Genomic DNA, 24,890 nt, shown 5'->3' on the forward strand with positions numbered 1-24,890 from the left:
CACTCACCACTGACTCTCGAATCGCTTTTTGACTTTTTACGACGCTGACTCGGGAGTGGCGTCGCCGCCCTCACCCGGCGCCGTCTCGACCCACGACGGTCGCTCGACGGTCGTGTTCCCCACCTGTCCCACAGAATAGTACTGCCAGACGTAGTAATTCTCGCCGGCTCGCTGAATCGAATATTCGAGCGAGTAGCCAAGTATGGCACCGGTACGTGAGACGCCGACGCCGGGGACGATTTCCGTGGGCGTCGGCGTTGGCTCGTCGGTCGGTACATCCACGGGAGTCGCGGTGAAGCCCTGCTTCGAATCGTCGCCAAGGAAGCCGCTACACCCGGCGGTAACGAGCAACAGCGCGACGGCGAGGGTGGCACCAAGACGCCGCATTCAGGTCGCCTCCGTCGCGGTGGCCGTCTCGGCGGTCGGTTCGTTCGTCTCGTTCACCTTCGAAATCCAGTCGGATGCGTCGACCGTCGTGTTCCCCCAGTTCTCGTAGCTCACGGACTGTTCGACGTGGACGCGGCCTTGTTCGTCGGTAGTCGTATAGGAGCTGTTGTAAGACTGGATTGCCCCGTTCTCTGCGACGACGAGCGTGAGGTGTCCATCCGAAACCGTTTGGTCACCGCTGCCGATGAACTCCTCTGGCTTTTCGAATCCGTCTGCAGTAATTCGATACAGCTGCGTCGGAGAGTCCTGAATCTGCTCGACTGACACGATGTTCATCGAGTGGAGGTAGTTCGTGAGGATACCTTCGTTGCCGATAAGGTACAGCATGTTTCGCGGATCGATCGGGTCACCGTTCGGATTGCGTTGTACCTGATAGGTGGTGTTCTCTGCGCGGGTTTGGTTCGTGTAGATGCGCTCGCCGTTGGCGTAGTGGTGAAGCACATAGGCGTCGACGTGCTCTCGTCTCGTTGCCTTAGAGCGCGTAGAGAACAGGTAGTGACTCTGATTCGCGACTCGTGCGTCGATAGTTCCGTCGTAGATGACCGTCTCCCCCTCGCAACTGAACGACTCGCCGTCGGTGGAGTTGACCCGATGGCAGATGCGCGTCGCCGTCGTTGCTTCGTGAACTGTCACCGACTGAGTTGCGAGTGCTTTTTTGTGTGCTGAAAGGAGTGTGCTCACGCTTTCGATGCCGTTCTCCGTGACGCCGGGCGGGTAGGTCGGGTCTTCGGGCACGTCAAGTGGCGTCGCAGAAACGCTCTGTTTTGGGTCGTCACTCGTCAAGCCACTGCACCCAGCGGTAAGGAGAAGCGCACAACAAAGGAGGGTTGCGGGGGGAAATATACATTAACTGAAACGATTCGGCCCCTCGGAATAGGCTTTTTGGTCAGTCTCCAAAGGTGAATCTGGACGTTTCCTGCGTTCTCCCCCCGGAATCACGGAAAGATGGAACTAAGTTCCGGGCGCAAAAATCGCCACCATGGACACGTTACTCCTCAATCGGGAGGCCGTAGACGAGAACACGCAGATGCCTGAACTCATCCAGGCAATCGAGGACGCCTTCGCCGCCTACGAGCGCGGCGACGCCCAGATGCCCGCGAAATCCTACATCGACCTGCCACAGTACAACGGCGACTTTCGGTCGATGCCCGCCTACATCGACGCGGGCGACTGGGACGCCGCGGGCATCAAGTGGGTGAACGTCCACCCCGACAACCGCGACAAGTTCGGCCTCCCAACCGTGATGGGGACGATGGTCTACTCTGACCCGGAAAACGCCTTCCCGCTCGCCATCATGGACGGGACGGAACTCACGATGAAGCGCACTGGTGCGGCCGCCGCCGTCGCCACCGACCACCTCGCCATCGAAGACGCCACCTCCATGGGTCTCGTCGGCGCGGGCGTCCAGTCCTACACGCAACTCGAAGCTATCAGCCAGATTCGCGACATCGAAACCGTCGTCATCTCCGACTTAGACGAGGAGGCCGTCGCCGCCTTCATCGATGCCTTCGACGACCGCTTCGACGTGCGCGCAGGCTCCATCGAGGAGGCCGCCCAGTGTGACATCCTTTCGACTGTCACGCCGGTCGAATCCCCAATCGTTTCCCGGGAGGCCGTTGGCGAACACACCCACATCAACGCGATGGGCGCAGACGCGGAGGGCAAACACGAACTCGCAGACGAGATTCTTCTCGACGCAAAGCTCGTCATCGACGACTACGACCAGACGACCCACTCGGGCGAAATCAACGTCCCGTTCCACGAAGGCGTCCTCACAGACGAGGACATCTACGGGCAGATTGGCGAAATTGTCGTCGGCAAAATCGAGGGTCGCACCGAAGAAGACGGCCTCACCGTCTTCGACTCAACCGGCCTCGCAATTCAGGACGTTGCCGCCGCTCACGTCGTCTACGAACACGCAGACGAAAACGACAACGGCTATCCGTTCGACCTCATCGGCACCGCACTCCACTAACGCCTACTCAACTCCCTACCCAGTGCGTCCTTTTCGAACGCGCTCGCGCGCTCGAATCTGGTCGCGGACGTGGACGTTCACTTCTTCTTCAGACAGCATCCGCTCGCGCACGTAGCCAATCGCCCAGACGAGCGCGATAAACGGCGCAAGCGGGATGAGCAACACGACGAGCAGGCCGAACCAGATGAGCCCAAGCAGGCTCATCTCGGTGTTGCCGTGCATCCCCATCTCTGGTTTGACCGTTCGGTACACCTCTTTCAGGTCGCCGGTAAGCCCCGATTCGTCTGTGGTGGCAATCTCGCTCTCGCTCATACTGTCCTAGACGCGCCGAGAAAGAATGAACGTAGGCCTACACTCAGCGAATCCGACCTATTCCAGATGGATCGCCGGACGGAACGGCTCTGCGTGGCGGGCTTTGTCCGCCGGGTCAACGGCGTCTTCGCCTTCGCGGTAAATCTCGATGTTCGCGTCGAACTCTGCGCTGAAGAAGCGCGCGGCGTCCTCGTACACCTCGAATTCGTCCAATTCGGCCATCGCGGCGAGCACGTCGTCGTCGCGTCCACGAACCACATCTACGAGACTCTGCACCAGGTCGTTGACCTGATTGCCCTTCTCGCGCAGGGACTCGTGTTGCATGACCTTGCCCATCACCTGGCCAATGTTCGTCCCCGTCTCGACGACCTCGTCGAAGACGGTGTACTTCCAGTCGGCGGCGGTGTAGATGCGAATCGTCTCCGGGTTCGAGTCCGTGACGTTGACGATGTCTTGGATGTCGTCGGTCAGCCGTGTGATTAGCTGTTCGCGCACTTCGGTTTCCGTGCGGACGAACTCGGATTCGACTTTCGGCCACGGTGACTCCTCGACCGATTTTCCGGTCAACTGCTCGTGCAGTTCGTTCGTGACGAACGGGACGATAGGCGCGAGCAGGCGCAGGCGGGTTTCGAGCACCTTCCGCAGCGTCCACGTCGCGCCGGGGCGTTCCAGATTCGCGCGGCGACGGTACCAGCGCAGATTCTCCTCGAAGCTGTAGAAGGCGGCCTGACTCGCCGTTCGCGTCTCGAAGCGGTCGAGCGCCTCGGTCGTCGTCTCGACCGTGTCCTGCAGCTTTGCGAGCAGCCAGCGGTCGATGTGCTTCAGGTCTTTTTCGCCCTCGTCGCCGTCGATGAGCGCTTGGGCGCGCATCCAGAAGCGGTCTAACTGGTTGCGCGTGGACTCGACTTGCTCTGCGCGCCAGTCGTAGTCCTGCCACGGCTCTGCGGAGTTGAGCAAGAACAGCCGGACGGTGTCCGCGCCATACTCTTCGATGGCCTCTGCGGGCAACACGACGTGGCCCTTAGAGGAGGACATCTTGTCGCCTTCGAGTAGCCCCATCCCCATGATGGTGATGCCCTTCGGCTGATTTGGCTTCTCGAACAGCTCTGCGTGGTGGAACAAGTAGAACGTCAGGTGGTTCGAAATCAGGTCGTTGCCCGAACACCGGTAATCGACGGGATACCAGTAATCCCACTCCTCGCGCAGGTTGAGGGCCTTCTTGTTGTCGCCCTCGCCGAGCAGTAAGGTGTCGAAGAACTCACGGGTGAGTTCCTCTGGAGGCACGTCTTGGATGCGGTGGGCGATGGTGTAGTACGCCATGTAGATGGTCGAATCGGACAATGGCTCGATGACGAAGTCCGTGTCCCACGGCAGGCGCGTCCCCAGCCCGTAGTTGCGAATACACGGCCACTCGTTCAGCCAGTCAACCGTGTGCAGGTACTGTTCGCGGGTGTTTTCTGGAATCGCGTCCAAATCCGCGATGGCTTCTTTCGTTTTCTGTTTCCAGTCTTCGTCGTTGTAGCGCAGGAACCACGTGTCCTGTTTGGCGACTTCGACAACGCCGCCACACCGGCAGATAACTTCCTCTGAGAACTCGTACATCGCGTCGAAGGCACCCTGACTCTGGTAGTGGGCTTTCAGGTCGTCGCGGACGTGTTCGACGATTTCGCCCGCGTACTCGCCGTACATGTCAGAAAGCTTCCCGGCGTGGAACTCGCGGTTGTAGACCTCTTTGGTGGCCTTCTCCAGTGCAGGGTCGTCCGAGGACGTAATCTCGTGTTCTTCGACGGCGTCTTTGGCGGGGAACTCGCCGTAGCCCTCCACGGTCAGGATAGCGCGCGGCTCGATGGCCTTGACGTCGGCGGGGTCGATGCCAAAGGCTTCCATCCGCGCGGTGTCGGCTTTGGCCTCTGCGAGCGCCACCCAGTCGTCTGGGCTGTGGGCCGGGACGGACATGACGACGCCCGTCGCGTTGTCGGTGTCCACGAAATCGGCGGGCAGGATGAGGACTTCCTCGTCGGTCACGGGATTCGTGACGAACGTGCCAATCAGGGCTTCACCCGTCAGTTCCTCGGTGACCTCTACGTCGCGCTCTTGTAAGCGCAGTTTTTCGACTGCCTCGACCGAGACAATCCACTCCTCGCCGTCCACGGTGGCTCTGCGGTACTCGCCGTCCGGTTGGACGTAGGCGTTCGTGACGCCGTGAACCGTCTCCGGGCGCAGCGTCGCCATCGGCAACACGGTGTCGCCGTCGCGGAACTTGACCAGCGTGTACTCTTGGAACTCCGCAGTTTCGCCCTCCAGCAAGTCGTGGGTCGTCACCGGGTTCTGCTCGTTCGTACAGAACTTGACCGGGTGGAGGCCCTTCTCCAACAACCCGCGCTCGCGCAGGGTTTCGTACTGCCACGTGATGAACTTCGAGTAGCGCTCGTCGTTCGTCGTGAACTCACGACGCCAGTCGATAGAGAGGCCGAGCGCCTTCATGTTCTTCTTGTAGTGCTCTTCGATAAAATAGCGAGCAAAGCCCATCGGCGTCTCCAGGTCCGAAAGCGTCTCCTCGGGGACGTTGTAGGTGTCGCGCAGGACGGAGAGTTGCTTCTCCTCGCCCTTCTTCAAGCGTTCGACGGCACCGATAATCGGCGTACCCGTGACGTGCCAGCCGAGTGGGAACAGCACGTTGTCGCCCTGTTGGCGGCGATAGCGGGCGTACACGTCCGGGACGGTGTACGTCCGGGCGTGCCCGATGTGCATCCCGCCGCTCGGATACGGATACGCAACCGTGATGAACGTCGCCTCCTCTCGGTCGTCGGGGGTGGCTTCGTACAGGCCCTCCTCGGCCCACTGCTCGCGCCACTTCCCCTCGACTGCGCGGGGGTCGTAATCCATGTACTCTCGTTCAGGTGGCGAAGGTAAAAGAACTACCATACCTGACGCTCGCAGGTGTCTGATAGCCTCGCGGGCCCCACAGCGGGACCCGCAGAGAAAAACCGCTTAGTCGATGTTGATCTGCTTGCCTTTCGTCGCGCCAGCGACCTTCGGCAGCGTCACCGAGAGGACGCCGTTTTTGTACGACGCTTTCGCGTCGTCACCGTTTACGTCCTCTGGGAGATGCAGCGAGCGGCGAACCGTGCGGTGGCGGCGCTCTTTTTTGACGTAGGTCGCGTCTTCTTCTTCCATCGACTCCTCGTGTTCGGCTTTGATCGACACGCGGTCACCGAGTACCGAGAGATGGATGTCTTCGCGGGTGAAGCCGGGGAGGTCTGCGGTGAGGACGAACTCCTCGTCGCGTTCCTCTACGTCGACCATAATCTGAGACATGCCCATCATGCCTTTTCCGGGCATATCTTCGAACTGGCGTCCCATGCGTTCAAACATCTCTTCGAGTTCGTCAAACGGGTTGTATTTTCGCATTGCCATTTGAAACCACCGGGTCTACCCCAAGACCCTCGGCTACTCTATACGTCAGACGGAGATTTAACGCTACTGCGCGTTCTCACTCAGAGAGACCCTGCCCGCCGATTTCCCGCGCTGTGTCGTGCCCCAAGGAAGGCGTATGCCCCGCCCACACAGATGAGATACCAGAGCGGGAACCCAAAGGCGAGCAGGCCCACGCCCACCCCGAGTTCGCCAACCGCGACGACGCCAACCGCGAGCAGCGCGAGCACGCCCACCCCGACGAGTCCTGCGACCGCCGCCCACATGCGGGTCGCCGTCCGCTGGGTTAGGTCACCGCCGCGGCGCTCCGTCCGGCGTGCCAGTATCGCGTACGTCGCAAGGGTCGCCCCAACGGCGACGGTTAGTCCCACTGGAATCCCGACGAACAGCGACGGCCAGATGAGCGGGTCGAGCCACGCAGTCACGAGGAGGCCGCTCCCGAACCCAGCGACGAGACCGACAAACACGCCCAACGCGACATGAAAGAGGACAGTTCGCTCCATGCGTAAAGATTCGTCTGCCGAGTCGATATAGCGGCGCGTTGAGTATCACGCGGTGAGAATCGAGAGAAGAGACGGAGAACGCCTACCGGTTCAGCGTGTGGATGGCCTCGCCGCGAGCGTTTGCGGCGGCCTCCATCACGGCTTCTGCGAGCGTCGGGTGGGTGTGAATCGTCGCGGTCAGGTCTTCTATGGTCGCGCCCATCTCAATGGCGAGCGCGAGTTCGGCAATCAGCTCTGAGGCCTCCGCCCCCACAATCTGGCCGCCGAGGATGAAGCCCGACTCCTCGTCTGCGACGACGCGGACGAACCCATCACTGTGGCCGGTTGAGAGCGCGCGCCCGCTCGCCATGAACGGGAACTTGCCGACGGCAGGCTCGAAGCCGGCGTCTTTGGCCTCGTCTTGGGTCATGCCGACGGTTCCGATTTCGGGGTCGGTAAACACCGCGGCGGGGATGGCCTGATAGTCGAGCGTCGACGGCTCGCCTGCGATGACTTCGGCGGCGACGTGGCCCTCTTTCGAGGCTTTGTGGGCGAGCATCGGCTCACCGGCAACGTCGCCGATGGCGTAGATGTGACCCACGTCGGTGCGACACTGGTCGTCGGTCTGGAGGAAGCCCTTCTCGTCGGGTTCGAGGCCGACGGCTTCGAGGTTGAGCGTGTCCGAGACCGGCTGGCGGCCAACGGCGACGAGCGTCTTGTCGGCTTTGAACTCCGAGGTTTCGCCGTCTTTGTTCTCGGTGACGACGGTCATGCCGTCTGCTTCTTTGCGCCACTCTTTGGCGGCCTCGCCGAAGTGGAACTCGATGCCGAGTTCCTCGGCTTTCTTCTTGACCACGCGGGCAACGTCCGGTTCGTAGCCGGGCAGCGCGTCATCGAGCATCTCCACGATGGTGACCTCGGTGCCGAGTTTGGCGAACACCGTCGAGAGTTCCATCCCGATGTAGCCCGCGCCGACGACGACGAGCTTCTCTGGAATCTCGTCAAGCGCGAGAGCGTCGCGCGAACTCAGCACGTGTTCGCCGTCGAACTCGAAGCCGGGAATCTGGAACGGCCGCGAGCCGGTTGCGATGATACACGAATCGAACTCGATGGACTCAGATCCCTGTCCCTCGCCGCCGTGGGCGACGCGAACGGTGTTCTCGCCAGCGAACTCGGCGGTGCCCTGCATGAGGTTCACGCCGTTTGCTTTCATCAGTTTCTCGACGCCGCCGGTGAGTTGGTTCACGACGCCGTCTTTCCACGCGACCATGCCCTGCATGTCGACGGCGGGGTCTGCGTGGATGCCCATGTCCTCTGCGTTTGCGGCGTTGTGCGCCACATCGGTTGCGGAGATGAGCGCCTTCGAGGGGATACACCCGTAGTTCAGGCAGGTTCCCCCGTAGGCGTCCTTTTCGACTATCGTCACGTCTAAGTCGAGTTGCCCGGCGCGGATGGCGGCCACGTAGCCGCCCGGTCCCGCACCGATAACCAATACGTCCGTCCCAGTTGCGATGTCTCCAACGACCATTATTCAAGTAGTAGTAGTGCGGGGTTTTCCAGATAGTTCTTGACCGTGTTGGCAAACTGTGCCGCGACCGCGCCGTCGATGATGCGGTGGTCAATCGAGAGCGAAATCGTCATGATGTGGCGCGGCACGACGTCGCCGTCGACCACACGGGGCTTTTCTTTGATTGCGCCGAGTCCGAGGATGGCGACTTCGGGGAAGTTGATGATTGGCGTCGCGTACTCGCCGCCGATTGCGCCGAAGTTCGTGATGGTGAACGTCCCACCCTGCATGTCGCTGCGGGCAATCGAGCGGTCGCGTGCCTTTTCCACGAGGTCGTTCATCTCTTGGGACACCTGCAGCATGCCCTTCTGGTCTACGCCTTTCACGACGGGAACCATCAGGCCTGCGTCCGTCGCCACGGCCACGCCGATGTTGTAGTCCTTCTTGAGGACGATTTCCTCTGCCTCCTCGTCGAGCATGGAGTTCATGTACGGGAACTCCTTCAGCCCGGCCACGATGGCCTTCATGACGAACGGCATGTACGAGAGCTTGACACCGCGGCTCTCCGCCTCTTCTTTGAGGTCTGCGCGCATCGCCACGAGGTCGGTCACGTCGATTTCGTCGTGATGCGTGACGTGCGGAGCGGTGTACTTCGAACGCTCCATCTGCTTGCCAATGGTGCGGCGAATGCCCCGATACGGCACGCGCTCGTCCTCTTTGGACGTTTCCGCGATTGCGGCCACGTCCGCCTCCTTGGCGGCGGTTTGGGCCTCTGCGTACTCGCGGACGGCCTCGGGCGTCACGAACGACTGGCCTTCGCGTTTCTCGACTTCTGGCACGGCGTTCAGGTCGACGTCAAGTTCCTTCGCAAGCGTCCGCGTCGCGGGTGCAGCGAGCGTCTTCTCGCGGTCTACTTTCTGCATCGAGACGGCCTGTGAACCACCTGCGGTCGATTCAGTGGTCTCTGGAGCGGGCTCCGACTCGACTTCTGGCTCCGGTTCGGCGGCCTGTGCGCCGTCATCACCACCTTCTGCGGCGGTGCGAACGTCTTGGTCGGTCACGCGACCGCTCGGGCCTGAGCCGACGACTGTCGTGATGTCGACGCCGAGTTCGCGGGCGAGACGACGGGCGCTCGGTGCGGCGAAGACGCGACCGCCTTTGGCAGACGATTCACCGTTCGAGGCGGCCTTTTCGGCTTCGACTGGTTCCTCGGCTTCTGCTTCTTCCGTTTCCGTCTCCGCTTCGACTGGCGGTTCGTCTTCACCCTCCACGTTGAATGTGATGATGACGTTGCCAACCGGAACCATCTCGCCTGCCTCTGCGAGAATCTCTCTGACGGTTCCGTTTACGGGCGAGGGAATCTCGACAACTGCCTTGTCCGTCTCTGCTTCGGCAACCGGCATGTCTTCGGTGACGGTGTCACCCTCGGAGACGAGCCAGCTAACGATTTCTGCTTCCGTGAGTCCTTCCCCAACGTCGGGGAGCTTGAATTCGAATACCATCTTAGAACTCGTAGGCCTCTTTGATGCCTTCCTTGATACGGGCCACCTGTGGGAGGTAGTAGTTTTCGAGCGCGTAGAGCGGGAACGGCGTGTCGAACCCGGTGATGCGCTTTACCGGCGCTTCCTGATAGAGGAGCGCCTCCTCCTGAATCGTCGCGGCGATTTCGCCGCCGAGGCCGCCGGTGAGCGGGGCCTCGTGGACGACGGCCGCGCGGCCGGTCTTCTTGAACGATTCGATGATTGCCTCGTCGTCGAGCGGCGAGAGCGTACGGAGGTCGATGACCTCCACGTCGATGCCTTCTTCAGACAGCTCGTCTGCAGCTTCGAGCGTTGGTCGGGTCATCGCACCCCACGTGAACACGGACACGTCCGTCCCCTCGCGGCGGGTGGCGGCCTTTCCGAGTGGCACGGTGTACGTCTCGTTTGGCACTTCCTCGCGGAAGGCGCGGTAGATGAGCTTTGGCTCTAAGAAGATGACTGGGTCGGGGTCGCGGATGGCGCTTGCGAGCAGCCCCTTCGTGTCGTACGGCGTCGAAGGCACGACGACCTTCAGGCCGGGTTCGTGCGAGAAGAAGGCTTCTTTCGACTCAGAGTGGTGTTCTGGAGCGCGGATGCCGCCACCGTAGGGCGCACGAACCACCATCGGGCAGGTGTACCGGCCGCGACTCCGGGTGCGGAGGCGGGCGGCGTGGCTCACAATCTGGTCGAAGGCGGGATAGATGAACCCAAGAAACTGGATTTCGGGAACCGGCTTCATGCCGTAAGCGGCCATGCCGATGGCCGACCCGACGATGCCGGATTCTGCGAGCGGCGTGTCGATGACGCGGTCGTCACCGAACTCGGCCCACAGGCCTTGGGTGGCGCGGAAGACGCCGCCGTTTTTCCCGACGTCCTCGCCCATCACGATGACATCGTCGTCGCGTTCCATTTCGCCTTTCAGCCCGTCGCGGACCGCCTGTACAAGCGTGAGATTTTGCGTATCGCTCATTTATTCCTCCAAGAGTTTTTCGTCGCCGTACATCTCGCGGAGCTGTTCGAAGTCCTCCCACTGGGCACGGACGCGAGCGGGCATCTCCTCGAAGACGTGGGAGAAGATTTCGTCGGGTGATGGACGCGGGACGGCCTCTGCCTCAGCGATGGCCTCTGCCACGTCGTCTTCGATTTCCTGCTCGATGGCCTCGACTTTCTCGTCGTCAAGCAATCCCTCGCCGCGGAGGTACTTCTCTAAGCGCGGAATCGGGTCTTTCTTCTTCCAGTGTTCGACCTCGTCGTCGTCGCGGTAGACGGTCGGGTCGTCGGCCGTGGTGTGCGCCCCGAAGCGGTACTGGACGGCCTCGATGAGCGTCGGGCGAAGTTCGCCCTGTGGGTCTTTTGCCTTGTCCACGGCGTCTTTCGTGACCTTGTAGACGGCGAGCGGGTCCATGCCGTCAACTTGGACGCCCTCAAAGCCGTAGGCAACGGCCTTCTGGGCGATGGTTTTCGCCGCAGTCTGGCGTTCGCGGGGCACCGAAATCGCCCACTGGTTGTTGTTACAGAAGAAGATGTTCGGCGTGTCGAAGACGCCCGCGAAGTTGAGGCCTTCGTGGAAGTCGCCTTCGCTCGTCGCGCCGTCACCGAAGTAGCAGATGAACGCCTTGTTCTCGCCTTTGAGCTTCGAGGCCCACGCGGCACCGGTGGCGTGGAGCACCTGCGTCGCAATCGGGACGGAGGCGGTGAAGATGTTCACATCTTCCGGCGGTTTGTTGCCGTCTTCGTGACCCATCCAGTAGAGGAGGGTCTGTTTGAGTGGAAGGCCGCGAATGAGTGCGGCACCGTGTTCGCGGTAGGAGGGGAACATCCAGTCTTCGTCTTCGAGCGCCATGACGCTGCCAATCTGGGCTCCTTCCTGCCCCGAGAGTGGGGGGTAGGTTCCCATCCGGCCTTGGCGCTGGAGACTGACCGCCCGCTGGTCGAATCGACGCGCGAGTGTCATGTTCTGGTACATGCTCACGAGCGTCTCGTCGTCGAGGTCGGGGACGGTTGCACCTTCTAAGACGTTGCCCTCATCGTCGAGAATCTGTACCTGGTCGCTGGGGTCACGCTGAAGCGTGCTCACGGTCGAACCCACCTTCCTGACATGAGCAAAAAGTCATCATCCTTGGTTAAAGTGTTTTCGTAAATCCCTTTGGGTAACTCCTATTCTTGCCGGACTTTCTTAGGAAAACGTCCATTTTGGGCGAGAATAGTGGAATTATAACTCAACATCGTGGATTGTTACTGGACACTTCTGGTCGAATATGAAATTTGATGAAGAATCGAGTGACACACTGGTTTGCCAGTGCGTCGCTCACGCAAGAATTGTGGGTGAAACCAGCCGACTCAGGCCGACTGTGACGCCGCCCGCGCCTCTTCGCGTGCCTGCTCTACGGTCTTGCCTTCGCGCAGGATGGCATCGACGAACAGCTCGCCAGCCTTGTACGAAGACCGAACCATCGGCCCGCTGGCACAGTAGAGGAAGCCGAGTTCGTCTTCTGCCACCTGCCGCCAGACGTCGAACCGGTCTGGGTGGACGAACTCGGACACATCGAGGTGGCGACGCGACGGCTGGAGATACTGGCCGAGCGTGACAATGTCCACGTCTGACTCCCGGAGGTCAGAGAGCGTCTGGTACACCTCGTGGTCGTACTCGCCAACGCCGAGCATGATGCTCGTCTTCGTGTAAATATTCGACTCGTCTGCGACCTGTTCGAGCACCGAGAGGCTCTGGTCGTAGGCCGCCCGCTTGTCCCGAACCGGCCACTGGAGGCGTTCGCACGTCTCGATGTTGTGGGCGATGACGTCCGGGTTCGCGTCGATGATTTTTTGCACTAACTCGGGTTCGCCCTGGAAATCGGGAATTAGCACTTCGACGAGGATGCCCGGGTCGCGGCGCTTGATTTCGCGGATGGTTTCGGCGAAGTGGCCCGCCCCTTGGTCGGGGAGGTCGTCGCGGTCGACTGAGGTGAGCACGACGTAGTCTAGGCCAATCTCGGCGATAGCTTCTGCCACGTTCGCGGGTTCGTCCTCGTCGAGCGGTTCCATCCCGCCGGTCTGTACGTCACAAAAGTTACAGCCCCGCGAACAGCGGTCGCCCATCAGCATGAACGTCGCCGTGCCCGGCCCGTTGCGACCACTCCAGCAGTCGCCAAGATTCGGGCAACTGGCCTCCTCGCACACGGTGTGGAGGTTGTGCTCGCGCAGGGTTTGCTTGATTTTGGTGAACTGCTGGCCGGATGGCGGGCGCATCTTCAGCCAGTCAGGCTTCCGCGAGCGACTCATACGCAAATGTCTGGAGACACGGGGACAAAAAGCTAAGGTAACCCCAATTTGTCGCCACAAGCGTCGCGCCCTGACCGTACCGATGTGCGTCACGGTGTACGATTCTGCGCACGAGTGGTGTGATATTTTTCCCCGCGAGAATCCCTGACAAATATATGTATCTGGGGCAATAATTGTACTATATCTTTCAGAATGTGGCGTCCAAGCTTTGAGCTCTCTCCGGCCGATATCACCGATGGGCCGTTACTCCGCGCGTTGCTGGTTCTCTCGACTCCGCTACTGGTTCAGAATTTCGTGCAGGTCGTCGTCCAAATCGTTGACCTCATCTTCCTCGGTCGGTTGAGCGGTGACGCCGTCGCTGCGGTGGGACTCGTCGCGCCTGCGGTGGCGCTGTTGTTCGCCATTTCTATCTTCATCCCCTACGTTGGGACGCAGATTCGCGTCTCTCAACGCATCGGTGGCGACAACCTCACTGGCGCACGCCAGTCGTTCGGCTCTGGCATCTACATCACTCTTGGAATGGGCGTCGTACTCGGCGCACTCGCCTTTCTCGCCGCCCGCCCGCTCACCACCCTTCTCGTGAGTACGAACCCACTGAGCGTGGATGGAGCGGTTCCGGCGATGGCCGCCGTGTATCTCGGCGTCATCGCGCTCGGACTCCCGCTTATCGCGCTCGGCGACACGCTCGAAGCCGGACTCGTCGCATGGGGTGACTCGCGCGCGTCGCTCTGGATGAATCTCACGTCGGTCGTCGTGAACATCGTTCTCGACCCGCTGCTCATCTTCGGCTACGGCCCACTCGAAGGGCTTGGCGTGGCGGGTGCGGCGCTTGCCACCGTCATTGGCTACACAACCGGAATGGCCCTTGGCCTCGTGCTCATCCTCCGCGGGCGAAACGGCGGCATGCTCTCTGCGCAGTCGTTCGTGTTCGACATGGCGGAACTGCGCTCCATCTTCAGCGTGGGGCTTCCCACGGCCGTCCAACAGAGCGCGAACCAGATTGTGCGCCTCATCATCGTCGTCGTCGTCTTCGCCGTTGGCGGCGTCGCGGGTATCGCCGCATACGTTGTCGGGGCGCGCGTGGCGAGCGTCGCGTTCATCCCCGCACAGGGCCTGCAACAAGCCGCCCAGAGCATCGTCGGGCAGAACCTCGGCGCGAAGAAAGTAGAGCGGGCGAAGCAGACGACGTGGCTCGGCGTCCAACTCGCCGCCGGTGGGCTCGCGCTCATCGGACTTGTCCAGTGGCTGTTCCCAGCCACGCTCACGACGCTGTTCGTCCCCGAACTCTCAGAAGAAAGCCTCGCGCTCTCGATCGAGTACCTGCGCATCCTCGCCTACGGCTATCCTGCGCTGGGGGCGATCTACCTGTTTCAGGCAGGATTCAACGGCGCAAGCCGGACGAAGGTCAGCATGTTCGCCTCGCTCATCCAGTACTGGGGCGTGCGCCTACCTATCGCCGCCGTTGGCGGCCTCGTCCTCTCGTTTGGCATGGACGCCGTGTTCTGGGCGGTGACACTCTCTAATATCACCGCCGCCGTTGGACTCGGCGTCTATTTCTATCACTCGTCGAGCACGGGCATGTTCAAACGGGCGAGTGCAAGCGCGGCCGACTAGGAAACGCCTTTTGGCAGGGCGACTAAGGTGCTACCAGATGGCGGTCTCTCTCACGTTCCCTACTCGCATTGTGAGGTGTCTCGCGTGAAAGTCGCAGAGGCAATCCCGCAGTTCGAAGCCGTGTTCCCGTTCGAGGAGTTCAACCAGATGCAACGCGAGGCGTTGCCCGCGATTTTACACCGCGAGGAGAACCTCGTCGCGAGCGCGCCCACGGCGAGTGGAAAAACCGCGCTTGCCGAACTCGCAATCTGTAAAGCTCTCGCAGACGGCGGGAAGGCGCTGTTCATCGCGCCGCTTCGCGCGCTCACCAACGAGAAAGAGTCCGAGTGGGAACGCTTCGAAGACCTCGGCTACTCCGTCTACGTCGTCACGGGCGAACGCGACCTGAACTCCCGGCGGGCAGAGCGAGCCGACATCCTCGTGATGACCCCCGAGAAGACGGACTCGGCCACCCGCAAACACGACTCGCCGCGCTACTCGTTTATCACCGACGTGACCTGCTGTATCATCGACGAGGTACACCTGCTCGACTCAGACCGCAGAGGCAGCGTTCTCGAAGTCACCGTCTCGCGGCTCCGTCGGCTGTGTAATCCGCGCATCGTCGCGCTCTCTGCGACCATGCCGAACATCCAAGACGTGGCCGATTGGCTCGGGGCCGTCCCCGAAACCACCCTTGAGTTCGACGACGCCTACCGCCCGGTTGACCTCCACGCAGACGTCCAGACGTACACCCACGGAGACAACTCCTTTGCCGACAAGTATCGCAGACTCTACCGCGCTATCGACCTCGCAGAACCGCACATCAGAGACGGCGGACAGGCGCTCGTCTTCGTGGCCAGCCGCCAAGACACGGTGCAGGCGGCGAAAAAAGCCCGCGACGAACTCGCAGAACGCGACATCCCGATTGGCGCACGCGGCGACTACGATTTTCATACGGACGCCCAGAAACTCCAGAACAACACGCTCCAAAATTCGGTGACAGACGGCGTTGCATTCCATCACGCGGGCCTCTCGAAAGAGGACAAGGACGCCGTCGAACAGTGGTTCCGCGAGGGCAAAATACAGCTTTTATTCTCCACGTCCACGCTCGCGTGGGGGGTGAACCTTCCTGCCAGATGTGTTGTCATCCGCGACACCAAACTCCACGACCCACTCGAAGGCGAGGTGGACATGAGCCCGCTCGACGTGCTCCAGATGCTCGGACGCGCCGGGCGACCGGGCTACGACGACGTGGGCTACGGCTGGGTGGTGTGTGACCGTTCCGAGGCCGATAAGTACCGCAAACTGCTCCGCGAGGGCAAGGAAATCGAGTCCCGACTCGCAGACGACTTGGACGCCCACCTCAACGCAGAAATTTCGATGGGTACGCTGCGCGACTTAGACGACGTGATGAGCTGGCTTGACACCACGTTCTACGCCGTTCGCGCCCGCTCGAAACCAGAGGAGTACGACTTCGCGGGCCTCCGCGACCGCGTGCGCGACGCGCTCTCGGGCCTCGTTTCTCGGGGGTTCGTCGAGATGGACGACAATTTGGGCGTCGACGGCACGGGCCTCGGCGTGCTCGCCTCGAAGTTCTACCTCAGACTTGCCACCGCAGAACGTTTCAAACGCCTCGCCGACCGCGACTTCGTGGACGAGGCCGCGATTCTCGAAACCGTCGCCTGCGCCGCCGAGTTCGACAGCGTGAGCGCGCGTCAGTCAGAGCGCGACGCCATCAACGCTATCCTCGTCGGCCAGAACACGCCCGACAGCATGGAACCCGGCCAGCGCAAAGTGCTCGCCATCTTGAGAGCCAGCATGAACGGCGGGACGCCGCCGGAACTCCGCTCTGATGCGTGGGTCATCCAACAGAACGCCCGCCGCCTGCTCGCGGCGATGCAGTCGTTCTTAGAACGCTTCGACACCGCAGAAACCGCGAACCTCGCACGCCGGGTCGAAGCCCGCGTGGAAACCGGGATTTCGAGCGCCGCCGTCGGCCTCACCGCCATCGACGGCGTCGGCTCGGGGCGTGCGCACAAACTCGCTGGAGAGGGCATCGAAACGCCAGAAGACGTGCGCGCCGCGGGTGTAGACGGCCTCATCGACGCCGGGCTCTCTGAGGGTGTTGCAGAGCGCGTCTTCAAAGCCGCCCGCAAACTCCCGAGCGTCGAACTCGACTGGGGGGACTTCCCTGAAACCATCTCGACGGGGCAAAACGACATGCGCGAAGTCCACGTCAAGAACGTCGGCAAGGGCGCACGCGCCGGGCTTCGAGTGACGGGCAACGACACGGAAGTTTCTTCGAAGGCGTCGTATCTTGGCGAGGACACGCTGCTCGTTCCCGTTTTCGGCGGCAACTTCGAGGAGATTGAGTACGCGGTCCACATCGCGTTCCCCGACCTGCCGTTGTTGCCGCAGATTGAGCGAAAAACTGTCCGCGTGAACTGAGATTTTTATACGAACACGCAACCAGTCCGGGCCATGCCCGACTCGATTCGCGTCCTCGCTGGCGACTGTACGATGAGCGTCGAAGGTACCCGCGAACAGACCGCTCGCGGCCACGTCGTGGTGATTGCAAAGCCCGACAATACGCTCCTCATCCACGACGCAGACGGCTACCAGCCCGTCGCGTGGCTCACCCGCGCCGATTCCCTGTCGATGAGCGAGTCTGCCATCATCGCAACCGACGGCGACGAGACGCTCACGGTCACAATTCATGACGAACACACCGAAGCTCGCGTTCCGGCGAGCGAAGCGGGAACGCCGGTCGGCACCTGTCCCGCGTGCGAAGGCACACTCCTCAAAACCCGAAAATCCGTCTCGTGTCTTGGGTGTGATGCATCCTATGGCCTGCCCCAGCACGCAGACATTCATGACGAACAGTGCGACGACTGCGGCCTGCCAAAAATGTGCGCCACCCACGGACAGGCATTCGAGCTCTGTATCGACCGCTCGTGTGAGTCGCTTGACGGGCTGATTCAAGCCGAGTTCGACGGGAAATGGCAGAGTCCCAAGTGCGGCGGCGACCTGAACATCCTCCGACGGGGCAGCCTCATCGCCGGATGTGAAAACTATCCAGAGTGCGAGACGGGCTTTGCGTTCCCGACCGGTCTCCACGCGGGCGACTGTCCGTGTGGCCTGCCCCAATTCGAAACGGCGTCGGGTCATCGGTGTCTCGACGCCACCTGCGACGCGGTCTGACCGCAGGCCCTTTGTCGTCAGCCGCCAGCAAATAGGCATGAACGGCACGCTCGAAGACGGCGTCGTCCACGTTGGCGGGAACGCCCGCCAGCAGTACTACGACGCCCGTGGTTACGGCCGCCCGCTCGGGGGCAACGAGGTCGAACTCGACCCCGTCGAAGCGGCGCACCTGCTCTTTCGCGGCGACCTTGACACGGTCGATGGGATGGACTTTCAGGCGTTTTTCTCCCACGTCACCGGCGACGGCTTCGCCGTCCGCTTTCAGGTCTACCGCGACCTCCGCGACCGCGGCTTCTATCTCTCTCCCGCACGCGAGGGCTGGGTCGAACCGACCGACGACGAGGACTTCGTAGTCTTCCCCCGCGGCAACGGCCCGTGGAACGACGAGATAGCCTATCGCATCCGCGCCGTTGGCGAGCGCCAACGCGTTCCCGCGGCTTCTTTGGGAACTCTCGTCCTCGCCGTGGTAGACGAGGAGGGTGAAATCACCTACTTCGACACCGACGAACTCAACATCGACGGCAGTTCGACGTTTGACCTCCCCGCCTGCTCGGGGACACTCATCGACGACCGCGTCGTCGTCTGGGAGCCGCCGAGCGACCTCTATGCGTCAGCGTTCTACGGCCAGCCACTCGGTGGTCGTCGGATGGAAGACGGCCCGGTGCAACTCTCGCTGCTCGAAGCCGCCTACCTCGCTGCCAACGGGACGCTCTCAGTCGAAGGAGGCGTTGACGCAATCGTTGAGCGCGGCCGCGAAGCCGAAGGCGACCGATTCGACCGTCGCCTGACGGTGTACACCGAACTGCGCGACCGGGACGTCGTCCCCAAAACGGGCTTCAAATTCGGCGCTGACTTCCGGACCTACGCCGAGGTGGAGTCGGTCTCCGACCTGAGCCACTCCGAGTACCTGATTCGCGTGCTCGAACGCGACCACGCCTTCGCCCTGCGCGAGTTGGCGCTCGACGTGCGACTCGCCCACGGGGTCAGAAAACGAATGGTTTTTGCGCTGACGGATGCGAACGACGGAACAGAGACCTGGTTGTCAGTAGGTCGACTCACACCATGACACGCGATACAGACCACAACACGGGAGCAGCGGGCGAGACAGATGCGACGACGCTCGACCCGTGGGGTTCGTCGACCATCGCTGACTACCGAAAACTGTTCGAGGAGTTCGGCATTGAGGAGTTCGACGAATTGCTTGCCGACGTGGAGAATCCACATTACCTGATGCGACGGGGGGTCATCTTCGGCCACCGTGACTATCGGGCCGTCCTCGACGCGATGGCCGCGGGCAAGCCAACCGCTGCGCTCTCGGGATTCATGCCAACGGGCGACCCCCACATCGGCCACAAACTCGTTTTCGACGAAATCATCTGGCATCAACAGCAGGGCGCGGACGCCTACGCCCTGATTGCTGACTTAGAAGCCCACGCCGCCCGCGGCCTCTCGTGGGAAGAAATCGACGAACACGCCCGCGACTACCTACTGAGCCTGCTCGCGCTCGGCTTCGACCCTGAAGCAGGCGAACTGTATCGTCAATCAGAGAACCGCGGGCTGCAGGATCTCGCGTTCGAACTCGGCATCAAGGCCAACTTCTCCGAACTGGAGAACATCTACGGCTTCGACGGTGAGACGGACGTTTCGCATATGCAGAGCGTCGTGACGCAAATGGCGGACATTCTCTACCCTCAACTCGACGAACCGAAGCCGACGGTCATTCCCGTGGGGCCGGACCAAGACCCCCACGTTCGCCTCGCCCGTGACCTCGCCGCCCGGATGCGCTTCTTCGGCGTCACCAAAGCGTTCGCCAGTTTCGAAGCCAGTGGTGACGAACTCGAACTGCTCGGGGCGGCCCACGGCGCGCTCTCGGCCGACGACGGCGACACCGTCCGGTGTGAGGACGCCGCTGCATGGCTCCGCGAACACGGCAACCCCGACGACGACGGCTTCGGCAGCGTCGTCGCCAAACTCGACTCTGCCGGGAAAGAGCCGCTCGAACCACGGGTTCGGTTCGTTGACCGCAACGCCACCAAAGAGGCGTTCGAGGCGCTCATCGAAGCCGTCGAGGGCGAAAAACGCGTCTACGACGAACACATCGACTCGTTCGACCTCACCCGCGAGGAGGCAGAGGCGTTGGCCCGAGAGGTCGAACTCGACAACGGCGGCTACGGCTTCTACGCGCCGTCCTCGATTTATCACCGCTTCATGACCGGGCTCACTGGCGGGAAGATGTCCTCCTCGATTCCGGCGAGTCACATCAGTCTGCTCGACGACCCACAGGACGGCTACGACAAGGTGAAATCCGCGACGACGGGCGGCCGCTCGACGGCCGAAGAACAGCGCCGACTCGGCGGCGAGGCCGACAAGTGTCCCGTCTACGAACTGTACGCCTACCTGCTCGCCGCGGACGACGACGCCTTCGCGAAGAAGGTGTACGACGAGTGTGTCGGCGGCGAGCGCCTCTGTGGCGGCTGTAAAGAGCAGGCCGCAGAGCTGATGAAGGAGTTCTTAGAAGACCATCAAGAAAAGCGCGCAGAGGTCGAACACCTCCTCAAAGACGCGGACATCGAACTCGTCTCCTCGCGTCGCTGAGTCGGTGTTCAATATCTGCGGTTCGCGCTCTCCAGCAATGTCCGGAACGCTTTTTAGCGAATCCGCTCGTATCACCGGATATGGCATCCGAACCCACGCCTGTGTTGACCGGCGACGACTCTCGTGTGACCCCCGGGTTCGGCTTTTTTCGGTTCTGAATAGCGCGGCGGTGGAATCCGGCTTTCGGGCCAGAGGAAACCGGCGTGAGCGCATCCGGAACCGCTAACTGACTTGCTTGCAGTGTACGCGACAACACCAAATAATGAAACTACCCGAACCACAGGTCGCGGTCTTAGAGGCCGCGTCCGCCACAGACGCACAGACATTCTCCCGACTGGCGGAGGCCACCGACCTCCCCGCAGAGACGGTCGCCGGAGCCGCCTTCGCGCTCGAAGCCGAGGGCCTCGTTACCGTTACAGAGGAAACAGACGAGACCGTCACCATCACCGACGAAGGACGCGACTACGCCGAGGACGGCCTCCCCGAAGTCCGCCTCTACGAGGCAGCGCTCGAACAGGGCGCTGCCGAGGAATCAGTCGAGATGGGGCGCATCATCGGCGCCTCCGGCCTTGGCGGCCCACAGGTCAACATCGCGCTCTCGAATTTCGCGCGCAAAGGCTACGGCTCGATAGACAGCGGCGCAGTCTCGGTGAACCCTGACGCAAACCCCGACGCAGACCCAGAAGCGACCGCTCTCGCCGCACTCATCGCAGGTAATTCCGTCGAAGACAGCGACGTTCTCTCTCAGCTCTCTCGTCGTGACCTCGTCGAAGTCGCAGAATCGACCATCCGCTCTGTCCGCCTCACCGACGCTGGTGTCGATGCCCTGATGGCAGGGGTCGAAGTGGCAGAAACCGTTGGTCGGCTCACCACCGAGATGCTCACTTCCGGCGACTGGCAGGACGTCGAGTTCGCCGAATACAACGTCGAAGCCGACGCAGAGGAGTACCGCGGCGGCAAAGAACACATCCTCCGCCAGACGGCAAACCGCGTCAAAGACGTGCTCGTCGGCATGGGCTTCCAGGAGATGGAAGGCCCGCACGCGGATAGCGAGTTCTGGATTAACGACTGTCTGTTCATGCCCCAAGACCACCCGGCGCGCACCCACTGGGACCAGTTCGCCCTCGACGTGCCGCCGATGGACAACCTCCCCGAAGCCCTGCTCGAACGGGTGCACGACGCTCATCTCTACGGTGCGGGCGAGGACGGCGAGGGGTACCACTCGCCGTGGACCGAGGATGTCGCCCGCGCAATCGACCTTCGGGGGCACACCACCTCGCTCTCGATGCGGTATCTCTCCGGTCACGAGGTCGGGGAACTCGAAAAGCCGTCTCGGCACTTCTCCGTCGAGAAGGTGTACCGCAACGACACACTCGACCCGACCCACCTGCTCGAATTCTACCAAATCGAGGGCTGGGTCATGGCCGACGACCTCTCGGTGCGCGACCTGATGGGAACGTTCACCGAGTTCTACGAGCAGTTCGGCATCACCGACTTGGAGTTCAAACCGCACTACAACCCCTATACGGAACCGAGCTTCGAGCTATTCGGCCGCCACCCCGAGACCGGCGAAATCATCGAAATCGGGAACAGTGGCATCTTCCGCCGCGAAGTGCTCGACCCCCTCGGCGTCGAGTGCGATGTGATGGCGTGGGGACTTGCCTTAGAGCGGTTGCTCATGTTGATGCACGGCTTCGAAGACATCCGCGACGTACACGGCACGCTGTGTGACCTTGACCTGCTGCGAAACGTGGAGGTAGTCTACTAATGCCCGTTGTTGACGTTGATCCAGACGAACTGCGCCGGCTCACCGGCCACGACGAAAAGAGCGACGACGAACTCAAAACCGACCTGTTCGGCCTCGGCCTCGAATTCGAGGGCGAAACCGACGACGGCGAGTTCCAACTGGAGTTCGCCCCGGACCGCTTAGACCGTCTCTCGGTCGAGGGCGTCGCCCGGTCGCTTCGCTACCAGTACGGTGACGACCGCGGCGTCTACATCCCACGGACGAACGACGCGGACTGGTCGATTGTCGTAGACGAATCGGTGCCCGACGAACGCCCCTACGTGACCGGAGCAATCGTCCGTGGCGTGAACCTCTCAGATGAGGGGCTCGAATCACTCATCCAGCTCCAAGAAAAACTCCACGCGACGATGGGGCGCAAGCGCGCCAAAGGCGCAATCGGCGTCCACGACCTGACCATGCTCAAGGGCGCGAAAGCGACCGACGAAGCGGGCGATCAGTGCATCACGTACAAGGGCGTTGACCCCGACGGCGTCACCTTCGTCGCGCTCGATTCAGATCAGGAACTCACCCCGCGCGAAGTGCTCACGGAACACGAAACGGGCACGAAGTACGCAGACCTCGTGGAAGGCCTCGACAAGTTCCCGGCCATCTACGACGATATCGGCCTGTTCTCGTTCCCGCCGGTCATAAACGGCCGTCGCACGGAGGTTTCGACCGACTCGCGCGACCTGTTCATCGAACTCACGGGTACGGATCAGTGGACCGTAGACCGGATGTGTAACATCATCTGCTACGCACTCGATGCCCGCGGCGGGACTGTCGAACAGGTCACGGTCGAGTACCCGGACCGCGAACTCACGCGCCCCGACTTCGAGGTGGAGACGAAAACCGTCACTCACGAGCGCATCGAAAAGCTGCTTGGCCTCGACTTCGAGGAGAAAGAAATCGTGGACTTGCTCGAACGCGCCGGCCTCGACGCCGAAGTCGAAACCGTCGGTGACGACGAACTCGCCTACGAGGTGTCCATCCCGCCGTACCGCGTGGACGTACTCCACCCGCTCGACATCGTGGACGACATCGGGCGGGCCTACGGCTTCAACGACCTCGAACCGACGTACCCTGATGTGTCGACCGTCGGCGGCCTCCACGAGCGCTCGCGGCTCGAAACCGCCGCGCGCGACACGCTCGTCGGGCTTGGTTTCCAAGACCTGCTCAACTTCCACATGACGAGCGAGGTCGAAAATTTCGAACGCATGGGAATTTCGCCCGATGACGACGGCCTCGGCGCGGAAACTCCGGTGACCATCACCGAACCGTACAGCGAGGAGTACACCATGCTTCGGACGTGGAACCTCCCGTCGCTCATGATGGTCTTAGAGAACAACACCCACCGGGCGTACCCACAGGACTTGGCGGAAATCGGCTTCGTCGCCCACCGCGACGACTCGCTGAACACCCGCGTCGCAGAGGCACGGCACGTCGCCGCCGTCCTCGCGCGCAACGACGTGTCCTACGAGGACGCGAAAGCCCGCCTGCAGGCGCTCTGTCGCGCCTTCAACGTGGAACTCGAAACCCCGGCAACTCAGCATCCGTCGTTCATCGCCGGGCGTACCGCCGCGGTCGTCGTAGACGGCGAGGAAGCCGGCGTCATCGGCGAGGTACATCCGGAAGTGCTCGTCGAACACGGCGTCGAACTGCCCGTCGTCGGTTTCGAGTTCGACCTGAGCGCGCTGCAGTAATCAGGGTAAATCCGCACCGACGGCGTCTTCGACGCTGTCGTAACCGTCTTCTTCGAGCAGTTTCAGGAGTCCTTTGTTGATGTCACGCGCGAGAGAGGGGCCGTGATAGATGAGCCCAGTGTAGAGTTGGAGGACGCTCGCGCCCGCTTTGATTTTCTCATACGCCCCGCGCGCTGAGTCGATGCCGCCGACGCCGACGACGGGTTTGTCCGTGCGTTTTGCGACGAAGCGAATCATCTCCGTGGCGCGGCCTTCGATTGGCTTTCCAGACAAGCCGCCGGTCTGGGCGCTGTTTGCGTTCTGGAGATGGGCCGGGCGGTCGGTTGAGGTGTTGGTCGCGATGACGCCGGCTAAGTCCAGTTCGTCGATCACAGCGAGGGCGTCTTCGACGGCGGCGTTCGTGAGATTCGGCGAGAGTTTCACGAGCAGCGGGCTCGCGCCGGCGTCTTGAAGCGTACGAAAAATGCGTTCGAGCGGCTCGCGGTTCTGGAGCTCGCGCAGCCCCGGTGTGTTCGGGCTGGAGACGTTCACCACGAAGTAGTCGCCGCCGTCTTTGACGCGCTCGTAGGTGTACAGATAGTCCTCGGCGGCGTCTTCGAGCGGGGTCGATTTCGACTTCCCGATGTTGATGCCGAGCGGGAAGTCCACGTCCACGTCTGCGAGGCGGTCGCCAATCAGGTCTGCGCCCTCGTTGTTGAACCCCATGCGGTTGACGAGCGCCTCGTCTTCGGGCAGGCGGAACATGCGCGGTTTCGGATTGCCGGGTTGGCGTTCTGCGGTGACGCCGCCGACTTCGACGTGACTGAAACCGAGGCCAGCGAGCGCGCCGGGAATCTCTGCGTTCTTGTCGAATCCGGCGGCCACGCCAATCGGATTCTCGAACTGCTGGTTAAACGCCCGCACCCGGAGACGGTCGTCGTTGACCGTGTAGGCACGACGCATCGCGCTCATGATCGGCGTGCCATCGACCGCCCCGAGCAGCCGGTGGACCATCCCGTGGGCCGTCTCCGGGGGCAACCGGAACAGCACGGGTTTGGCCGCGTTGTAGAGTCTCATTG

General features: G+C 62.0%; 20 protein-coding genes. 8 read left to right on the forward strand and 12 right to left on the reverse strand.

Annotation, left to right across the window (positions count from 1 at the left end):
• Positions 1–36: 36 nt before the first annotated feature.
• Positions 37–387, reverse strand: coding sequence for a hypothetical protein (locus V5N13_RS09880; protein ID WP_336360620.1), 351 nt, complete (start codon positions 385–387; stop codon positions 37–39).
• On the reverse strand, positions 388–1,230 hold the full coding sequence (locus V5N13_RS09885) for a hypothetical protein (RefSeq protein ID WP_336360621.1): 843 nt from the start codon (positions 1,228–1,230) through the stop codon (positions 388–390).
• Between the two features lie 196 nt (positions 1,231–1,426).
• Here V5N13_RS09885 and V5N13_RS09890 point away from each other — a divergent pair, with 196 nt between their 5' ends.
• Positions 1,427–2,422, forward strand: coding sequence for an ornithine cyclodeaminase family protein (locus V5N13_RS09890; protein ID WP_336360622.1), 996 nt, complete (start codon positions 1,427–1,429; stop codon positions 2,420–2,422).
• Between the two features lie 15 nt (positions 2,423–2,437).
• Here the strand turns inward: V5N13_RS09890 and V5N13_RS09895 are convergent, their stop codons facing one another.
• From V5N13_RS09895 to lipA, 9 genes are all read right to left on the reverse strand, one after another.
• Positions 2,438–2,734, reverse strand: a complete 297-nt coding sequence (locus V5N13_RS09895) for a DUF7535 family protein (RefSeq protein WP_332897742.1) — start codon at positions 2,732–2,734, stop codon at positions 2,438–2,440.
• A 57-nt stretch (positions 2,735–2,791) separates the two neighbouring features.
• Positions 2,792–5,620 (reverse strand): leucine--tRNA ligase, encoded by a 2,829-nt coding sequence (gene leuS / locus V5N13_RS09900; protein ID WP_336360623.1) that lies wholly within the window; start codon positions 5,618–5,620, stop codon positions 2,792–2,794.
• Positions 5,621–5,725: 105 nt separating this feature from the next.
• Entirely contained in the window at positions 5,726–6,151 is a 426-nt protein-coding gene (locus tag V5N13_RS09905) for an Hsp20/alpha crystallin family protein (RefSeq protein ID WP_332897744.1), read from the reverse strand.
• Positions 6,152–6,231: 80 nt separating this feature from the next.
• Positions 6,232–6,672, reverse strand: a complete 441-nt coding sequence (locus V5N13_RS09910; RefSeq protein WP_336360624.1) for a hypothetical protein — start codon at positions 6,670–6,672, stop codon at positions 6,232–6,234.
• A gap of 82 nt (positions 6,673–6,754) precedes the next feature.
• The gene (gene lpdA / locus V5N13_RS09915; protein WP_336360625.1) at positions 6,755–8,179 is read right to left on the reverse strand and encodes a dihydrolipoyl dehydrogenase; all 1,425 of its coding nucleotides are present in this window, start codon (positions 8,177–8,179) and stop codon (positions 6,755–6,757) included.
• Positions 8,179–9,660, reverse strand: a complete 1,482-nt coding sequence (locus V5N13_RS09920) for a dihydrolipoamide acetyltransferase family protein (protein ID WP_336360626.1) — start codon at positions 9,658–9,660, stop codon at positions 8,179–8,181. The genes lpdA and V5N13_RS09920 overlap by 1 nt, the downstream gene beginning before the upstream one ends.
• Position 9,661: 1 nt before the next feature.
• Positions 9,662–10,648, reverse strand: coding sequence for an alpha-ketoacid dehydrogenase subunit beta (locus tag V5N13_RS09925; protein ID WP_332897748.1), 987 nt, complete (start codon positions 10,646–10,648; stop codon positions 9,662–9,664).
• Positions 10,649–11,755, reverse strand: coding sequence for a pyruvate dehydrogenase (acetyl-transferring) E1 component subunit alpha (pdhA, locus tag V5N13_RS09930; protein WP_336360627.1), 1,107 nt, complete (start codon positions 11,753–11,755; stop codon positions 10,649–10,651).
• A 263-nt stretch (positions 11,756–12,018) separates the two neighbouring features.
• Positions 12,019–12,957, reverse strand: a complete 939-nt coding sequence (gene lipA, locus V5N13_RS09935) for a lipoyl synthase (RefSeq protein ID WP_336360628.1) — start codon at positions 12,955–12,957, stop codon at positions 12,019–12,021.
• 192 nt (positions 12,958–13,149) lie between these two features.
• Here lipA and V5N13_RS09940 point away from each other — a divergent pair, with 192 nt between their 5' ends.
• From V5N13_RS09940 to pheT, 7 genes are all read left to right on the forward strand, one after another.
• Positions 13,150–14,571 (forward strand): MATE family efflux transporter, encoded by a 1,422-nt coding sequence (locus V5N13_RS09940; protein ID WP_336360629.1) that lies wholly within the window; start codon positions 13,150–13,152, stop codon positions 14,569–14,571.
• 84 nt (positions 14,572–14,655) lie between these two features.
• Positions 14,656–16,998 carry a DEAD/DEAH box helicase gene (locus V5N13_RS09945; protein ID WP_336360630.1) on the forward strand — a complete coding sequence of 781 codons (2,343 nt, stop codon included), beginning with the start codon at positions 14,656–14,658 and terminating at the stop codon, positions 16,996–16,998.
• Between the two features lie 33 nt (positions 16,999–17,031).
• A complete protein-coding gene (locus tag V5N13_RS09950; RefSeq protein WP_336360631.1) occupies positions 17,032–17,751 on the forward strand; it encodes a DUF91 domain-containing protein in 720 nt (239 codons plus the stop codon).
• 37 nt (positions 17,752–17,788) lie between these two features.
• Positions 17,789–18,817, forward strand: coding sequence for a tRNA-intron lyase (gene endA / locus V5N13_RS09955; protein ID WP_336360632.1), 1,029 nt, complete (start codon positions 17,789–17,791; stop codon positions 18,815–18,817).
• The gene (locus V5N13_RS09960; RefSeq protein WP_336360633.1) at positions 18,814–20,346 is read left to right on the forward strand and encodes a tryptophan--tRNA ligase; all 1,533 of its coding nucleotides are present in this window, start codon (positions 18,814–18,816) and stop codon (positions 20,344–20,346) included. Before endA ends, V5N13_RS09960 begins: the two co-directional genes overlap by 4 nt.
• Positions 20,347–20,608: 262 nt before the next feature.
• Positions 20,609–22,114: a phenylalanine--tRNA ligase subunit alpha gene (gene pheS / locus V5N13_RS09965; RefSeq protein ID WP_336360634.1), complete on the forward strand. Its 1,506-nt coding sequence runs from the start codon at positions 20,609–20,611 to the stop codon at positions 22,112–22,114.
• On the forward strand, positions 22,114–23,832 hold the full coding sequence (pheT, locus tag V5N13_RS09970) for a phenylalanine--tRNA ligase subunit beta (RefSeq protein WP_336360635.1): 1,719 nt from the start codon (positions 22,114–22,116) through the stop codon (positions 23,830–23,832). Before pheS ends, pheT begins: the two co-directional genes overlap by 1 nt.
• Here the strand turns inward: pheT and V5N13_RS09975 are convergent, their stop codons facing one another.
• Positions 23,833–24,888 carry a quinone-dependent dihydroorotate dehydrogenase gene (locus tag V5N13_RS09975; protein ID WP_336360636.1) on the reverse strand — a complete coding sequence of 352 codons (1,056 nt, stop codon included), beginning with the start codon at positions 24,886–24,888 and terminating at the stop codon, positions 23,833–23,835.
• Positions 24,889–24,890: the final 2 nt, after the last annotated feature.

This window comes from Haladaptatus sp. ZSTT2 (genome assembly GCF_037081775.1).
GTDB lineage: Archaea > Halobacteriota > Halobacteria > Halobacteriales > Halococcaceae > QDMS2.

What these genes read in the sequence shown, in the direction of transcription:
- V5N13_RS09880 (WP_336360620.1), bottom strand. Translation starts at nt 387, where the DNA reads ATGCGGCGTCTTGGTGCCACCCTCGCCGTCGCGCTGTTGCTCGTTACC.
- V5N13_RS09890 (WP_336360622.1), top strand. Translation starts at nt 1,427, where the DNA reads ATGGACACGTTACTCCTCAATCGGGAGGCCGTAGACGAGAACACGCAG.
- V5N13_RS09895 (WP_332897742.1), bottom strand. Translation starts at nt 2,734, where the DNA reads ATGAGCGAGAGCGAGATTGCCACCACAGACGAATCGGGGCTTACCGGC.
- leuS (WP_336360623.1), bottom strand. Translation starts at nt 5,620, where the DNA reads ATGGATTACGACCCCCGCGCAGTCGAGGGGAAGTGGCGCGAGCAGTGG.
- V5N13_RS09905 (WP_332897744.1), bottom strand. Translation starts at nt 6,151, where the DNA reads ATGGCAATGCGAAAATACAACCCGTTTGACGAACTCGAAGAGATGTTT.
- V5N13_RS09910 (WP_336360624.1), bottom strand. Translation starts at nt 6,672, where the DNA reads ATGGAGCGAACTGTCCTCTTTCATGTCGCGTTGGGCGTGTTTGTCGGT.
- lpdA (WP_336360625.1), bottom strand. Translation starts at nt 8,179, where the DNA reads ATGGTCGTTGGAGACATCGCAACTGGGACGGACGTATTGGTTATCGGT.
- V5N13_RS09920 (WP_336360626.1), bottom strand. Translation starts at nt 9,660, where the DNA reads ATGGTATTCGAATTCAAGCTCCCCGACGTTGGGGAAGGACTCACGGAA.
- V5N13_RS09925 (WP_332897748.1), bottom strand. Translation starts at nt 10,648, where the DNA reads ATGAGCGATACGCAAAATCTCACGCTTGTACAGGCGGTCCGCGACGGG.
- lipA (WP_336360628.1), bottom strand. Translation starts at nt 12,957, where the DNA reads ATGAGTCGCTCGCGGAAGCCTGACTGGCTGAAGATGCGCCCGCCATCC.
- V5N13_RS09940 (WP_336360629.1), top strand. Translation starts at nt 13,150, where the DNA reads ATGTGGCGTCCAAGCTTTGAGCTCTCTCCGGCCGATATCACCGATGGG.
- V5N13_RS09950 (WP_336360631.1), top strand. Translation starts at nt 17,032, where the DNA reads ATGCCCGACTCGATTCGCGTCCTCGCTGGCGACTGTACGATGAGCGTC.
- endA (WP_336360632.1), top strand. Translation starts at nt 17,789, where the DNA reads ATGAACGGCACGCTCGAAGACGGCGTCGTCCACGTTGGCGGGAACGCC.
- V5N13_RS09960 (WP_336360633.1), top strand. Translation starts at nt 18,814, where the DNA reads ATGACACGCGATACAGACCACAACACGGGAGCAGCGGGCGAGACAGAT.
- pheS (WP_336360634.1), top strand. Translation starts at nt 20,609, where the DNA reads ATGAAACTACCCGAACCACAGGTCGCGGTCTTAGAGGCCGCGTCCGCC.
- pheT (WP_336360635.1), top strand. Translation starts at nt 22,114, where the DNA reads ATGCCCGTTGTTGACGTTGATCCAGACGAACTGCGCCGGCTCACCGGC.
- V5N13_RS09975 (WP_336360636.1), bottom strand. Translation starts at nt 24,888, where the DNA reads ATGAGACTCTACAACGCGGCCAAACCCGTGCTGTTCCGGTTGCCCCCG.